16 protein-coding genes are annotated in these 14,994 nt (G+C 50.5%); 9 read left to right on the forward strand and 7 right to left on the reverse strand.

Features of this window, described 5'->3' with window-relative positions:
* Nucleotides 1–276: 276 nt before the first annotated feature.
* From ACN0R8_RS07095 to hpaE, 6 genes are all read right to left on the reverse strand, one after another.
* A complete protein-coding gene (locus ACN0R8_RS07095) occupies nt 277–750 on the reverse strand; it encodes a universal stress protein (protein ID WP_417596393.1) in 474 nt (157 codons plus the stop codon).
* Between the two features lie 91 nt (nt 751–841).
* Nucleotides 842–2,170, reverse strand: a complete 1,329-nt coding sequence (locus tag ACN0R8_RS07100) for a TRAP transporter large permease (RefSeq protein WP_417596394.1) — start codon at nt 2,168–2,170, stop codon at nt 842–844.
* Nucleotides 2,171–2,290: 120 nt separating this feature from the next.
* Nucleotides 2,291–2,815, reverse strand: coding sequence for a TRAP transporter small permease (locus ACN0R8_RS07105; RefSeq protein ID WP_417596395.1), 525 nt, complete (start codon nt 2,813–2,815; stop codon nt 2,291–2,293).
* Between the two features lie 12 nt (nt 2,816–2,827).
* Nucleotides 2,828–3,874, reverse strand: coding sequence for a TRAP transporter substrate-binding protein (locus ACN0R8_RS07110; RefSeq protein ID WP_417596845.1), 1,047 nt, complete (start codon nt 3,872–3,874; stop codon nt 2,828–2,830).
* Between the two features lie 439 nt (nt 3,875–4,313).
* A complete protein-coding gene (locus tag ACN0R8_RS07115) occupies nt 4,314–4,700 on the reverse strand; it encodes a 5-carboxymethyl-2-hydroxymuconate Delta-isomerase (protein ID WP_417596396.1) in 387 nt (128 codons plus the stop codon).
* 90 nt (nt 4,701–4,790) lie between these two features.
* The gene (gene hpaE, locus ACN0R8_RS07120; protein WP_417596397.1) at nt 4,791–6,254 is read right to left on the reverse strand and encodes a 5-carboxymethyl-2-hydroxymuconate semialdehyde dehydrogenase; all 1,464 of its coding nucleotides are present in this window, start codon (nt 6,252–6,254) and stop codon (nt 4,791–4,793) included.
* Between the two features lie 412 nt (nt 6,255–6,666).
* Between hpaE and ACN0R8_RS07125 the strand changes: the two genes are divergently transcribed.
* From ACN0R8_RS07125 to ACN0R8_RS07150, 6 genes are all read left to right on the forward strand, one after another.
* Nucleotides 6,667–7,434, forward strand: coding sequence for a fumarylacetoacetate hydrolase family protein (locus ACN0R8_RS07125; RefSeq protein WP_417596398.1), 768 nt, complete (start codon nt 6,667–6,669; stop codon nt 7,432–7,434).
* A gap of 13 nt (nt 7,435–7,447) precedes the next feature.
* Nucleotides 7,448–8,212 (forward strand): fumarylacetoacetate hydrolase family protein, encoded by a 765-nt coding sequence (locus tag ACN0R8_RS07130; RefSeq protein WP_417596399.1) that lies wholly within the window; start codon nt 7,448–7,450, stop codon nt 8,210–8,212.
* Nucleotides 8,213–8,318: 106 nt separating this feature from the next.
* Nucleotides 8,319–9,122 carry a 2-oxo-hept-4-ene-1,7-dioate hydratase gene (gene hpaH, locus ACN0R8_RS07135; protein WP_417596400.1) on the forward strand — a complete coding sequence of 268 codons (804 nt, stop codon included), beginning with the start codon at nt 8,319–8,321 and terminating at the stop codon, nt 9,120–9,122.
* Nucleotides 9,123–9,249: 127 nt separating this feature from the next.
* On the forward strand, nt 9,250–10,059 hold the full coding sequence (gene hpaI, locus ACN0R8_RS07140) for a 4-hydroxy-2-oxoheptanedioate aldolase (protein WP_417596401.1): 810 nt from the start codon (nt 9,250–9,252) through the stop codon (nt 10,057–10,059).
* Between the two features lie 36 nt (nt 10,060–10,095).
* Entirely contained in the window at nt 10,096–11,013 is a 918-nt protein-coding gene (gene hpaA, locus ACN0R8_RS07145; RefSeq protein ID WP_417596402.1) for a 4-hydroxyphenylacetate catabolism regulatory protein HpaA, read from the forward strand.
* A gap of 32 nt (nt 11,014–11,045) precedes the next feature.
* Nucleotides 11,046–11,207: a hypothetical protein gene (locus tag ACN0R8_RS07150; RefSeq protein ID WP_160054873.1), complete on the forward strand. Its 162-nt coding sequence runs from the start codon at nt 11,046–11,048 to the stop codon at nt 11,205–11,207.
* Here the strand turns inward: ACN0R8_RS07150 and ACN0R8_RS07155 are convergent.
* Nucleotides 11,204–11,821, reverse strand: a complete 618-nt coding sequence (locus tag ACN0R8_RS07155; RefSeq protein WP_417596403.1) for a Fic/DOC family protein — start codon at nt 11,819–11,821, stop codon at nt 11,204–11,206. The two genes, ACN0R8_RS07150 and ACN0R8_RS07155, sit on opposite strands and share 4 nt — an antisense overlap.
* 325 nt (nt 11,822–12,146) lie before the next feature.
* On the opposite strand from ACN0R8_RS07155, the gene hpaR reads away from it, so the two are divergent.
* The 3 genes from hpaR (at nt 12,147) to ACN0R8_RS07170 (ending at nt 14,990) form a co-directional block, all read left to right on the forward strand.
* Nucleotides 12,147–12,668 carry a homoprotocatechuate degradation operon regulator HpaR gene (gene hpaR / locus ACN0R8_RS07160; RefSeq protein ID WP_417596404.1) on the forward strand — a complete coding sequence of 174 codons (522 nt, stop codon included), beginning with the start codon at nt 12,147–12,149 and terminating at the stop codon, nt 12,666–12,668.
* A gap of 227 nt (nt 12,669–12,895) precedes the next feature.
* Nucleotides 12,896–13,411, forward strand: coding sequence for a GlcG/HbpS family heme-binding protein (locus tag ACN0R8_RS07165; RefSeq protein ID WP_417596405.1), 516 nt, complete (start codon nt 12,896–12,898; stop codon nt 13,409–13,411).
* A gap of 145 nt (nt 13,412–13,556) precedes the next feature.
* Nucleotides 13,557–14,990: an aldehyde dehydrogenase family protein gene (locus ACN0R8_RS07170; RefSeq protein ID WP_417596406.1), complete on the forward strand. Its 1,434-nt coding sequence runs from the start codon at nt 13,557–13,559 to the stop codon at nt 14,988–14,990.
* Nucleotides 14,991–14,994: the final 4 nt, after the last annotated feature.

Raw genomic sequence — 14,994 nt, forward strand, 5'->3', positions numbered from 1 at the left:
CTGTATCCTTTTCCTGCCTGCATCGTTTCTGATTCTTAGATATGCTTAAGCGCTCTGGCATTCACTACCCGAATCAAAATACCTGTCAGGCATGGAATCAATCCTGGTCGTCAGGGGAGCCCCTGAGCAAATCACCGATAAGAAAAAGCAGAGCAGAGAGAACCTCTGCTCTGTAAAACAGCGACAACTGGCAGTACCGGCATGAAGAGCACTACCATGAAAACTTACAGGCGCCGCTGATAAAACACAGCATAATAACCCACCGATTCTGTGGGCTTAAAGCGGGACAGTCAAAATTGGCCGACGGCAGTGATGCATCACTTTTGTCGGTGTATCGCCTAATAAACTGTTTTGGTGCCGAACCCCCATGACGATCACAGTAGCATCCATCTCCTCGGCTACTTCCAGAATTTTCTTCCAGGGCGCACCCTCTTCGACACGAGCTTCCAGCTGACCATCCGCCAACATTTCTGAGGCATCCAGCTCTTCACGGCAGAAACGCTCGACGCGTTCAACAACCTGCTGCTGGACATGCTGCAGACTCTCATCATGCAGCGCCTTCAGACTAGGGTCATCACTCATCATAGAACGCACAAGACGCTCCGCGTGACCACTTACCGGCTCAACCACATGGAGAAAGGTGATATGGGATTTGTAATGACCACAGAGGCTCATCGCCGCACGAAAAGCCGGACGGGAACCGGGCCGAATATCCGAGGCATATAAAATACGGGTAACTCCGGGCAGCATAGCAAACCCTCCTTATTATCCGAAATTGCTCAGAACAAAGCCGTTCTGAGCAATTTTCATTCATTGTTATTCTTTTCTATATTCGGGATTGTTATCGGTATAAAAGTTCCGGCAGAAACAGGGCGATCTGTGCAATAAACGTGATCAGCATCAGGCGAACAATGTCCGCCATCCAGAAAGGTGTTACCCCTTTAAAGATAGTGCCCGGTTTCACATCCCGGAGCACAGCACTTAACACGAAGACATTCATCCCCACCGGCGGCGTAATCAGGCTGATCTCCGTCACCACCACCACCACGATACCGAACCAGACCAGATCAAAGCCCAGGCTCTGAACCAGCGGATAGAAAATCGGCACGGTCAGCAGCATCATAGAAAGGCTTTCAAACACCATACCCAGCACAATATAGATCGCCAGAATCACCAGAATAACGCCCATCGGGCTGACATCCAGCGACGTCACAAAGTCCAGCAGAGCATCCGGCAAGCCCGCGCGATTAATAAAGTCAGAGAAAATCAGCGCACCGATCAGAACACCGAACAGCATCGCTGTGGTTCGGCCGGTATCTGTCATCGCATGGAACAAAGAGCCCAGGGTCAGAGAACGGCGGGCCAGCGCGATAACAAACGCACCACCTGCGCCGATACCTGCAGCCTCCGTTGGCGTGAAGACACCCAGGTAGATACCGCCCATTACGATGGTAAAAAGTACCAGCACGCCCCAAACACCTTTCAGGGCAGAAAAACGCTCACTCCAGCTCATCTTCTCGCCCGGAGGGCCCGCCTCAGGGTTACGCCATACGGTGTAACGCACAGCCCCCAGATACAGAAGAATCCCCAAAAGTCCCGGAATAAAACCCGCAGCAAACAGCTCACGGATACTGGACTCTGTCAGCAGGCCATAAATCACCAGAATAACACTCGGCGGAATCAGAATACCCAAGGTGCCACCGGCCGCAATGGATGCCGTGGCCAGAGAATCCGAATAGCCAAATTTACGCATAGGCGGCATCGCGACCTTCGCCATGGTGGCAGAGGTTGCCAGAGACGAGCCACAGATCGCAGAAAAACCACCGCAAGCCACAACAGTCGCCATGGACAGGCCGCCTTTACGGTGCCCGAGAAAAGCGTAGGAAGCCTGATACAGCTCCTGAGACAGTCCTGATTTAGTGACCAAGTTGCCCATTAAGATAAACAGAGGAATAACCGACAGACCGTATTCCTGAGCCGTATCAATGACACGGTTCGCGGCCATCGATAAGGCACCGGTCCAGCGGAAATCAAATAAATTGTCAAAGCCCAGCCCCTGCAGGTAGGCAAAGCCGAAGAACCCTACGAAGCCCATCGCGAACGCGATAGGAATTCGCACGATCACGATCAGTGCCAGCAGAATAGCAAAGCCGATAAGTGCTACAGTCATAAACTTGATCCGGAAATAACGCAGATGACAAACTCAGCCTAACCCGCTACAGGTTCAGGCTAAGCCTTTTTCTGTAACAGACGATGGAGCGTTAACTCAAAGCTGAGCACGGGTTTCGATTTAGTCGCGGGTTTCGATAATGATCCGATACACGCCATAGGTAATCATCAGCGCTGCGGTGGCATAACTCATAACCGCAATATACTGCACGATATACCCCACAGGGATCTCAAGATATTCCGTAACGACCCCCCGACGCATAGATCGTTCGCCCAGGTAGAACATACGTTCTGCCAGGAAATAAAGCCCGCCGGACATCAGCAATGCAGAGAGCAAACCCAGCACACGCATCAGCTTATGACTGATGTAACTGTCCAGAATATCAACAACAACATGGCCACCGCGCCAGGTCACAATCGGCATTTGGGCAAAAACAATCACTGCCAAACCGATCTCTGTAAGCTCTACGGCACCATCCACTGCATTATCGAAAAAATATCGGCCGATCACATCCATGCAAGTCAGAGCCATCAAAGCAAACAGAACCACCGCCGCACAGGCCTCAAGAAAAAAGGCCAGCCAGATAACCGGCCCTTTTTCCTCGTAGTGTTCTGCCACCCACTTAGGAAGCGTTGCGAGAGACATACACTACTCCACTTAGTTACCGTTTTTCATATTAGCTTCGTAATCACGGGCAATTTTGCGCATCTCTTGCAGCGCCGCTTTCGCGTCTACGTCACGATCTTCAACAGAGTCGATCCAAACCTGATCCATACCCTTGGTCAGGGTTACGAACTCTTTGTACATCGCATCATCTTTAGAGATACGCTTTACATTTACACCGGCTTCCTGAGCGGCTTTGTAACCATCCAGATCGGCACCATCCCATGCACTACCCGCCAGGGCAGACAAGCGCAAACCGGACACACGGCGGATCGCCTGACGATCCTTCTCAGACAGATCTTCCATAAACTCAGGATTAATAAACATAGAGAAGCTGCCCAGATACATACCACCCGGCAGTACAGTCACATAATCAGTAACTTCACTCAGGCGCAGGGACTTCTGCTCACCCATGGGAATAAACACACCATCAATAACACCCTGCTGCAGCATCTCGTAAACCTTAGGAGCAGGAGCACCGACCGGTGTCACATGCATGCGCTCAGCCAGCTCACTCTGAACACCACCACCAACACGAATCTTTTTGCCCTCAAGATCAGCAAGGGAGTTGATTGGCTCTTTGGAGTGGATCAGACCCGGGCCGTGGGTAAACATCCCCAGAACTTCCAGACCTTCAAACTCATCGGCCTGCTTAAAGTACTTGTCATACACTTTCCAAAGGGCAACAGACGCAGCTTCTGCGCCAACACCCAGACCTGGCTGCTCGACCGCTTGTGGCAGTTTAAAGCGACCCGGAACATAACCGTGATAGCTGAAGGAAGCATCGATAACACCATCCTCAACCAGATTGAACATCGTTTTAGGATGGCCTAAACCCTGTTCAACTTTAATTTTCACACGACCTTCCGTCGCTTCTTCAACCCATTTAGCCCAGGTAGGCCAAACAACTGAGTTCTGAGCCGCCGTTGGTGGTAGCCAGGTACCCACACGCAGAATGGTTTCAGAAAAAGCCGAATTAGAAGCCAGTACGGAAGCACTCAGGGTCAGACCCACCAGTGCTTGTTTAAACGTTTTCTTCATTATTGTCATTGTTGTTGTCTCCTGCTTAGGTTTTGCCCTATAACCGGCCGTGCAGTAGGGTCAAGCTGGTTATAGTTCACACGCTTTATCGTTGTTAGTGTTTTTTATTCTCAGTCAGCCATTACAGATCTTTGCCTGTTCCGGCAGATTTTAAATCACTTTAAAACCCTGAAAAAAAGATTCTGTATCAAATCCAATACCTGCAGCACTTTTACCTGCAGGATAAAAAGCCATAGCAGCGCTATTTATACCCATCAATAACTCAGGTCAAAGCTGCCAGACTTAAAATCTGACGCAGATCAGATTTCCAAGATACAGCATTATTTACGATACCAAAAGAGAATCCTAAATAAAATTTATGTATCTGTTTACCCTCCGCAACCGAGTATAAACTCTATTTCATACCTGAAGCCGGAGGGCTGTTAAACACCACCTACACCTACTTAGCTGCAAACAGTGGATGGATATTGTTCTTATTAAACTTAAGAACAGGGTCCAACTCTGTCATCTCAAAGGAGATCTGACAGTAGCTATTATCAGTAACAGGGGTCATCCAGTTACAGAGAATCTCAAATACCCTTTCTGCAACTTCCTGTTTAAGTGCCATGTCCCGCCCATGACCGATTTTCAGACTAAGATTGAGAAAAGCAAAGTCTTCCCGGCCATCCGCTACCCGGTAGTCGTAACAACGAATCGCACGACTGCGGACTCCACCAATCGGGAAGGCTCCGGTTGAAACCACATACTCATGCAGCGCTTTAAACAGCGGCTGAAAATCCAACTGCTCATGCAGATTGTCAGAATACTCCACAACAAAATGCGGCATAGATCACCTCAATATCAGCTTCAGATTCAACCGAAGCGCCCGTTACAGACAGAGAGCACACCTGGTGCGCCCTGCCTACCGGATAAAAAATTACACACCCCATTTAGGAATATGGTGTGACCCCATACTGATACAGACATTCTTTGGCTCACAGAAAACTTCGAAGCTGTAATCACCACCTTCACGGCCCGTACCTGAGCCTTTCACACCACCAAACGGAGTTCGCAGGTCTCGCACGTTCTGGCTGTTCACAAACATCATGCCCGCTTCGATACGATTTGCGATGCGATGCACCTTACCCACATCCTGCGTCCACAGATAAGACGCCAGACCATAGTCATTGTCGTTCGCCATACGAACCACATCTTCTTCATCTTTGAACGGAATAATCACCGCCACAGGGCCGAAGATCTCTTCACGGGCGATACGCATATCATTGGTGACATCACGGAACGCCGTCGGGCGAACAAAGTGGCCGCCTTTCAGGTGATCCGGCAGTTCATCAACCGGCTTATCAGGGCCACCGGCGATCAGGGTTGCACCCTCTTCGATACCGGTTTTGATATAACCGGTTACCTTATCCCAATGGGCCTGACTGATCAGAGAGCCAACCTTGGTGTCCATCTCAGTCGGATCACCCACCTTGATCTTGTTAGCGCGAGCGGCGAACTCTTCGCAGAACTTGTCGTAGATACCTTCCTGCACAAACAGGCGGGAACCGGCAGTGCAACGCTCACCGTTAATCGAGAAGATACCGAATACCGCAGCATCTAGGGCGCGCTCGTAGTCGCAATCATCAAAGATGATCACCGGAGACTTACCCCCCAGCTCCATGGAGAATTTCTTCAGGCCTGCGTTCGCGATGATATGCTTACCGGTTGATGTACCACCGGTGAAAGAGATCGCATTCACGTTAGGGTCAGTAATCAGTGCGTTACCCGTGGTGCCACCAAAGCCATGAACGATGTTAAATACGCCCGCAGGAATACCCGCTTCCAACGCCAGATGACCCAGAAAATCCGTAGACAACGGAGACAGCTCAGACTGTTTCATCACCGCAGTGTTACCCAGCGCCAGTGCCGGTGCCGTTTTCCAGGTGCCAGTCATAAATGGCACGTTCCATGGAGAGATAAGTGCACACACACCGGTCGGCTGATACAGGGTGTAGTTCAGCATTTGGTCATCCATTGGATAGGTATGACCGTTCATCTGGCGGGATTTTTCAGCGAAAAAGTAGAAGTTATTGGAAGAACGTGGAATCAGAGCATTCTGAGTCTGGTAAATCGGCAGACCCGTATCTGCTGTTTCCAGCTGAGCGATCTTTTCAACATTTTCACCGATCAGGTCACCCAGCTTTTCGATAATTTTAGAACGCTTGGCAATCGGCATATTCGCCCAGGCAGGGAATGCATCTTTTGCCGCCTGAGTTGCTGCGGCAACCTGCTCAGGGGTTGCGTGAGCGACTTCAGCCAGAACTTCTCCGGTTGCCGGGTTTACGGTTTCAAAGGTTTCCGGGCTTTCTACCCACTTGCCGTTAATCAGGTTCTTAATCATTGTTCTGTTCCGTCCTACCTATGCACTAAAGCCCTGTGGGGCTTTAACTGAAATTTGAGCCTGCTGTCTTTCTCCGAGGTTCAGACCCAACCTCCGAGCAGCAACAACTTAACATATTAACCAATTTATTTAACATATTAACAATTGTCAACTGAGAAGTTACCTGTGAAACTAAAATCTGTCTGCTAACTTTAGTCTAATCTCAGGACAAAATAACAAAAACAGCCTGCAAGCCTTACCAAACCTAAGAGATAAAAGACTTCTGAAAATCCCGGCAATTTAATTAACATATTAAGTTATTGACAATTCCGCCCTTAATAGCAAAACTAATTAACATAGAAAGTAATCAACCTAGACACGTATACCTATCAGAACATTCCAACAAGAATCCAAAGAATCTGGAGATTTCGCCATGAGGCACAGCCGAATCCTGAAGGATGGCGTAGCAACTGAGCTGGCTATCGACCCCAATCAAAAGCAGGAGATGACGTCACAGCAATGGCTGCCTGCAACCACAGGCACCGTATTTGCCATCGCGCTGAACGACAAAGAGCTTTACGCCAGCATGGAGCAGGCTTTTAACGAAAAGCCCCATGTTAATCCGCCGAAAACTCCGGTGCTGCATATTAAGACAGCCAACACCCATATCGGTTATGGCGCGGCGATCCCGGCACCCGCAGATGGCACCACTATTTATGCAGGCCCTTCCATCGGCATTGTGATCGGCAAACAGGCTACCCGCGTTTCTGAAGAGAGCGCTATGGATTACATAGCCGGTTACACCATCGTTAACGAAGTCTCTCTGGCGGAAGAATCCTTCTATCGTCCGGCGGTAAAAGCCAAGTGCCGTGATGGCTTCTGCCCGATCGGGCCATGGATTGTTAATAAAAGCGATATTTCCAGCCCTGAAAAACTGGCCATCAACACCTTTATCAATGACGAACTGGTTCACAGTACCAGCACCGACCAGCTGGTTCATGGCCTGGCGAAAATTGTCAGCTACCTGAGCAGCTTTATGACACTGCAGGAAGGTGATCTGATTATTGCCGGTACGCCACTACGTACCGACAAGCTGGCACTGAAAGCCGGTGACACCGTTGCCATTGAGATCGACTCTATCGGCCGCCTGGAAAACAAAGTTGTTCTTGAATCTAACAACAGCAAAGCAGAACAGGGTTAAGGGGAAGTCCACCATGAAACGCGCACGTATTCTATTAAACGGTGAACTAACCGACGTTACCGTTAACGACAATCTGGATGCTGTTCTGACTGACGGTACTGTTATTGCTCAGGCGGATGCTGACTGGCAACCGCCTTGCGATGGCAAGATCTTCGTTCTGGGTTTGAACTATGCCGATCACGCGGCGGAACTGGCCTTTAAAGCACCGGAAGAGCCACTGGTCTTCCTGAAAGCGCCCAATACTCTGCTAGGTCACAACAAGAACACTTACCGCCCGGACAACGTGGACTATATGCACTACGAATGTGAGCTGGTGGCGGTAATCGGCAAAACGGCGAAAAACGTTTCCCGTGACAACGCCATGGACTATATCGGCGGCTACACCGTGGGTAACGACTACGCCATCCGGGATTATCTGGAAAACTACTACCGTCCTAATCTGCGGGTTAAAAGCCGGGATACCTGCACGCCGGTAGGTCCCTATATCCTTGATGCTGACGAAGTCGCTGATCCCCACAACCTGACCCTGCGCACCTATATCAACGGTGAACTGAAACAGGAAGGCAGCACCTCGGATCTGGTCTTCGATATTCCTTATCTGGTGGAATACCTGAGCGCCATTATGACGCTGGAGCCAGGGGATATGATCTTCACCGGTACACCGGAAGGTCTGGCGGATGTGAAGCCAGGCGACGAGATCGTAACCGAGGTTGAAGGTGTTGGTCGGCTGGTCAATCACATTATCAGCGAAAGCGACTACCTGAAAACGTTGGGCTAAAAGAGCCTCACCGTTAAAGAACCACACTGACACTAACAATAAGAATAAAAGCCGCTGACTGCCCCTGTAACAGGGACAGCCAGCGGTCAGCACAAGGATTATCACGATGCTTTCCGAAGAGATTATTAAAGATTGCGCCGCCCAGCTGCATCAGGCGGAAAAAGACCGCAAACAGATCCGCCAGATCTCCCTGCAACACCCGGAGATCACCATTCCCGATGCCTATAAAATTCAGAGCGAATGGCTGAAGCTGAAACTGGCGGAAGGTCGTAAAGTGATCGGTCACAAGATCGGCCTGACCTCCCGTGCCATGCAGATGTCCTCCCAGATCGACGAGCCGGATTACGGGACTCTGCTGGATGACATGTTGTTTGCAGATGCCGGTGATATCCCCACTGACCGTTTTATCGTGCCCCGTATCGAAGTGGAACTGGCGTTTATCCTGAAAGCGCCCCTGTCCGGCCCGAACTGCACAATTTTTGATGTGTATAACGCCACCGACTACGTGATTCCGGCACTGGAACTGATCGACGCCCGTTCTCAGTCCATCGACCCAGAATCCGGCCGTCCCCGTAAGGTGTTCGACACCATCGCCGATAATGCAGCCAACGGCGGTATTATTATGGGGGGACGTCCGATCAAGCCCTCTGAGATGGATCTGCGCTGGGTCTCCGCCATGATGTATCGCAACGGTGTTATCGAAGAGACCGGTGTCGCCGCCGGTGTTCTGAACCACCCGGCCAATGGCGTTGCCTGGCTTGCCAACCGCCTGCACCCTTACGGCATCACACTGGAACCGGGACAGATCATTCTGGGTGGCTCTTTCACCCGCCCGGTGGCGGCACGCAAAGGTGACACCTTCCAGGTGGATTACGGCCCACTGGGAAGCATCAGCTGCTTCTTTAAATAGAAGCAGTTAGAAAAATACAGAACATTAGAGAAATACCAAATAAAGGTAGTTAGAGAGGCGTCGGATGGCGCTTCGCTTATCCAACCTACCGATTTTTTCAATAACCACCAGGTTTCAGGAGAGCAACATGCCCGCTCCAACCAATACCTTTAAGCAAGCCCTGAAACAGGGTGATACCGCTCAGATCGGCCTTTGGCTGGGTCTGGCCAATAGCTACACCGCGGAACTGCTGGCCGGTGCCGGTTTCGACTGGCTGCTGATCGATGCCGAACACGCGCCCAATGATCTGCAAACCATTCTGGGTCAGCTGCAGGCGATTGCACCTTACCCGTCGCACCCGATTGTGCGTCCGCCCTGGCCGGATGCGGTGCGTATCAAGCAGATTCTGGACTTAGGGGCACAGACCCTTCTCGCGCCTATGGTGGAGACCGGTGAGCAGGCAGCCGAAGTGGTTGCTGCCACCCGTTATCCACCACAGGGTATTCGGGGTGTCGGCAGCGCCCTGGCCCGTGCCTCCGGCTTCAACCGTATGCCAGAATATCTGCAGACCGCTAACGATGAGATCTGTGTTCTGATTCAGATCGAAACCCCGAAGGGCGTAGAACACCTGGATGATATTCTCGCCGTTGATGGCGTCGATGGCGTCTTTATCGGCCCATCCGACCTGAGCGCTTCCATGGGCTATATCGGTAATCCCGGACACCCGGAAGTACAGAAAGTGATCGAAGAGAGCATCGCTAAAATCGTAGCCGCCGGTAAAGCACCGGGTATTCTGATTGCGGATCAGACACTGGCACAACGCTATATTGAACTGGGTGCACTGTTCGTGGGTGTCGGCACCGATACCGGCCTGCTGATGAAGTCATCCAATGACCTGGCGGCTAAGTTCAAAGCCAATATCACCGCACCAAAAGCAGAAAAAGGCTCAGTTTACTGATTCTTTTCTGCACCCCTTAAGCAGAGCAGATACGCCATGCCGGTAAACCATAACGATGAGTGGATTCCTAACATTGTTATCGGTCAGGATTATGACCAGCATTTTGCCGATGCCTCTATCCATTTTGATGTATTGGGGCGTATGGCGGACTTCTTTGGCCGTGATATGCCGGTGCATCTGCACGCCCAGTTTCTGCAGATCCACTTTATCCATGGCGGCAAAAGCCACTTCTATATCGACGAAGCAGTTTATAACTGCGAAGGCGCCTCTGTTTTTCTGACCCCACCGGCTATTCCTCACTCTTTTATGACCCAACCAGGGATCACCGGGTATGTGCTGACCGTACATCAGTCGATGATCGGCTATCTGCTCAGTGACAGCCAGAACAAGCAGCTGGACAGCGAATATATCCGCCCCATCTGTATTGAAAAGCGCCTGTTAAGTGAACAACAGCTGAAGCTCTGGCATCGACTGGAACACAGCTTTGAGGCTCTACAGGATGAATGGCAGGGCGAACACAGCGACAAGAATTTTGCCTTAGAAAGCATTGTGCGCCTGCTGCTGTTACAGATGATGCGCCTTGCACCAGAAAATACTGAAACCCAAACCGTTGCCAGTGAGGAACTGCGACTGTTTCGCCGCTTCTCGGAGCAGCTCGAACAGGAGTTTCGTAACCGCTGGCCGCTGAGCAGATACTGCTCCACCATCGGTGTATCCGAAAGCCGCCTGAATCATATCTGTCAGCGGGTCGCCAACTGCCCCCCGAAAAAACTGATCCATGAACGCGTACTGCAGGAGAGCAAGCGCCTACTGCGCTACTCCAACCTCAGTATTAATGATATCGGTTTTGAACTGGGCTTTACCGATCCCTCTTATTTTTCACGCTTCTTCCGCAAGCAAACCGGCTTGACACCGAAAGACTTCAGATTACAGAGCGAGTCAAAGTTCCATTAGACTGCTATACTTAACTGAGCTATGGGAGATATATGATGAAACAGAGAACACCGACCAGAATTGTCAGCAAAGAGCGTATATTAAGAGCAGTTGCCAGCTCCAGCGCTATTGAAACGAATGAATCAATCACTCAGATCGAAAACAGACTACGAAATAAGAAAAGCCGTTTTAGTGATCTTCAGCTGGCTCGTTAAGATTTGGCAACGTCTAGTATATCCCTAACCAGACGCTCAATATATTGATAGTCTCCAGCAACGCCTGCCTGAATAGACTTAAAATAAAAGTCCTTATTTTGATCCCAAATTGAATAGTCCAATGCACTGAATCCCGCCTGAGCCGCCATAACATCCATCAGCAATCTCGATATACGTCCATTACCCTCTCTGAATGGATGCAGAAGAATGAACTCAACATGGCTTCTCGCCAACAAAGAAACCAGCTGGCTTTCATCTAACTTCATTAAATTCTCGAATTGACTAAGAAAGTCCATTTCAAAATCATTGAGCAATACAGAGATATACTTAGCTCCGGCAAACAAAAAGCCGCCTTTTGACATATTCACGGTTCGCAGCTCTCCCCCCCATTCATAGATAGGATTAAGCCATCGGTAGTGCCATCTGCGTATATCCGAAACAGATAAAGATGACAGCTGAAACTCAGGGGAAAATATCGACTCATAAAGCTTATGCAGCATCTCCTCCTCAACCAAGTTCATCTCATTAATATCTTTGATACCAAGACGATTCTTCAGTACAACCACTGCTTCAGACTCTAAATCACCTTCTGACGATCCTATACTGTACTTCATTTTAGCGGTCTCCATCCTGCAGCATTTGTCCTCAAGGATAAGCTATTTGCTTAGATTGTCCGCTTACATTCCGCAAAAAATCGGTTAGACTTACCAAATACTTAATATATTAATAAGATTTTAATTTGACCAAGGTAACCATCACCCTTAACAAGCATGATGGGCGTATTACTGGCGATGTTCGGCTCACAGTTCAACGGGATCAATATCATCATTCATCATCAATTTAAGGTTTCCAATCGAGCCATGCTTCGGGACAATATGTCCTACTCCACCATCATGCTGCTCTTTGCGACCGGAATCCTCTTTATCATGGAGGCCAAGGGTGTTCGCTGAAGCAAAAAAATATGACACCGCCACTGCATCCGAGACTCTGGAGCAGCAGGCCGATCAGGCTAAAAGCCTGCAACGGAAATTTGATCAGATGCGTAAATTTAATGACTCTATCCCGCTGAAACTGCTGAAGGCCCGTGAATCCACGATGGCTTTCTTCCGCCCGATCCTTCAGGAAGCAGGGCTGACAGAACAACAGTGGCGCGTGATCCGTGCCCTGAATGAATATGAAGAGCTGGAATCGAAACAACTGGCGGAGCTGTGCTGCATTCTTAGCCCCAGTCTCACCGGCATCATCAACCGGCTGGAAAGCCAGGGGCACCTGAAACGCCGCAAATCCACCGAGGACCAGCGCCGTGTACTGATCAGCCTGACAGATCAGGCCAAACAGCTGTTCAAAGAACTCAGCCCGCGCCTGGAAGGCCGCTATGGTGATCTGACCAATCAGATCTCAAAGGAAAAACTCCAACAGCTGAATGAACTGCTCAGTGAAATCATCCACCTTGAACCCTGAGTATTAGCGCAGAGACCAGCCATTTGGGCAGCTCTGATTCAGGCGGCCCAGGCTCCACTCCTGACAAAACTCTGACCTGTCTCAATAGAAAATGGTCTTAAAGCTCAGGTTCTGCGTTGACAATAGTTAACATGTTATCTATATTTTTACTTAATATGTTAACTTTAATTCAATAACAGCCCTTAAGGCCTAACTGTGTCAGGCAAAGTGACAACCGGAATATAACGATGACCCTATCGCTTCAAACACTGCAAGAGCTAAGTACTGATTCCGCTTTGGTCATGCTCCAGGCTGCTCAACAGAAAGCTGAACAACTGGGTATCAGGGTCTGTATCTCTGTGGTTGGCCCCCAGGGCGTCGCATTGGCCAGTATTCGCATGAATGGCGCGCCTTTGTTGTCTGCATCTCTGGCAGAAGACAAAGCCTACACCGCCGTTAGTTTTAATCGTGCCACCCATGAGTGGGACGAACGCCTTGCCAACCAGCCCAAGGTTCAGCAGGCTCTTGGCCAGCGGGACAGATTCACCCTGCTCGGTGGCGGCCTACCGGTTAATGTTCCGGCAGAATTTTTATCAGATTCCGGCTCTGGCACCCGTTATGACTCCGGCAGCACAGGTTCCCTGACCTCTTCGAGCTTGCTCGTGGCTGCTGTCGGGGTCTCCGGTGGTGCTGTTACTCAGGATATAGAGTGCGCTGAAGCGGCCATTGCAGCGCTAGGTATCAACAACTCATACGGACCATGATCCGGCCTATCTGAGCAACGGGCTCTGAACAACGGGGCTCTGAACATCCGTATCGCTATTAATATTAAATAGAACGACATTAAAAACTGTAAAACAAAACAATATTAAAACAGTAAAACAAAAACGACGACTATGGAGCCCAGCAATGCTGCAGAAAAGCTACCCCTACTATCTGGCCAACGAACCGGTTTCCCCGAACCAGGACCTGTCTGTTACCAATAAATACACCGGTGAAGTGGCTACCCATGTTGCCATGGCCGATGTCAACGCCATCGACCAGGCCATTGCTGCGGCTAATGCTGCGGCTGAGCCAATGCGTAAGTTACCGGCCTTTAAGCGCCAGCAAATTCTGGAATACTGTGTAAAACGCTTTCAGGAGCGCTTTGAAGAACTGGCTCAGGCCCTGTGTATCGAAGCCGGTAAGCCGATCAAAGATGCCCGTGGCGAAGTGACCCGCCTGATCGACACCTTTAAAATCGCCGCCGAAGAAGCCACCCGGATCTACGGCGAAGTGATCCCGATGGATATCAGCCCCCGTGCCAACGGCTACAGCGGCCAGTGGAAGCGCGTTCCCATCGGCCCGTGCTCCTTTATTTCTCCCTTTAACTTCCCGCTAAATCTGGCCGCCCACAAGGTCGCTCCGGCCATTGCAGCGGGTTGCCCTTTTGTACTCAAGCCCGCGTCCCTGACGCCCATTGGTGCCCTGATTATCGGTGAAGTACTGGCGGAGACCGATCTGCCGAAAGGTGCTTTCTCTATTCTACCCTGTCACCGTGATGGTGCTGACCTCTTCACCACTGATGACCGCCTGAAGCTGCTGAGCTTTACCGGTTCACCAGAGGTTGGCTGGAGCCTAAAGGCCAAAGCCGGTAAGAAGCCTGTAGTGCTGGAACTGGGCGGCAACGCGGCCTGTATCGTCGATGAGGGCACTGACCTTGAAGATGCCGTTGCCCGTATCGTTTTTGGCGCTTACTACCAGTCCGGTCAGAGCTGCATCTCGGTTCAGCGTATCCTGGTGCACGAAAGCCTGTACGATGAAGCCCGTACGCGCCTGATCAAGGCGGTCGGTGAGCTGGTTCATGGCGATCCGGCGGATGAAAACACCTTTATCGGCCCGATGATCTCTGAGAAAGAAGCGGCCCGCCTGCACGGCTGGGTTGAAGCAGCAAAAGCAGGCGGTGCTAAGGTGCTGGCCGGTGGTAACTGTGACGGTGCCATGCTGGAAGCGACCCTGCTGGAAGATGTTTCTCCGGAGATGGATGTCAGCTGTCAGGAAGCCTTCGGCCCGGTGGCGATTCTGTCTAAATTCAGCGACTACGATGCGGCACTGAAAGAGGTGAACAACTCTGACTTTGGATTGCAGGCGGGTATTTTCACCAAGGATATCTACAAAGCGCAGAAAGCCTGGGATGAGCTGGAAGTGGGCGGTGTCGTGATTGGAGATGTGCCTTCATGGCGTGTGGATCATATGCCCTATGGCGGTGTAAAAGATTCCGGTATCGGCCGTGAAGGTATCCGCTACGCCATTGAGGATATGACCGAAATCCGCCTGATGGTGCTGCGTAATCCGAACCCTTAAGCGG

The sequence above is a fragment of the Oceanospirillum sp. genome, from assembly GCF_048265165.1.
GTDB lineage: Bacteria > Pseudomonadota > Gammaproteobacteria > Pseudomonadales > Halomonadaceae > Oceanospirillum.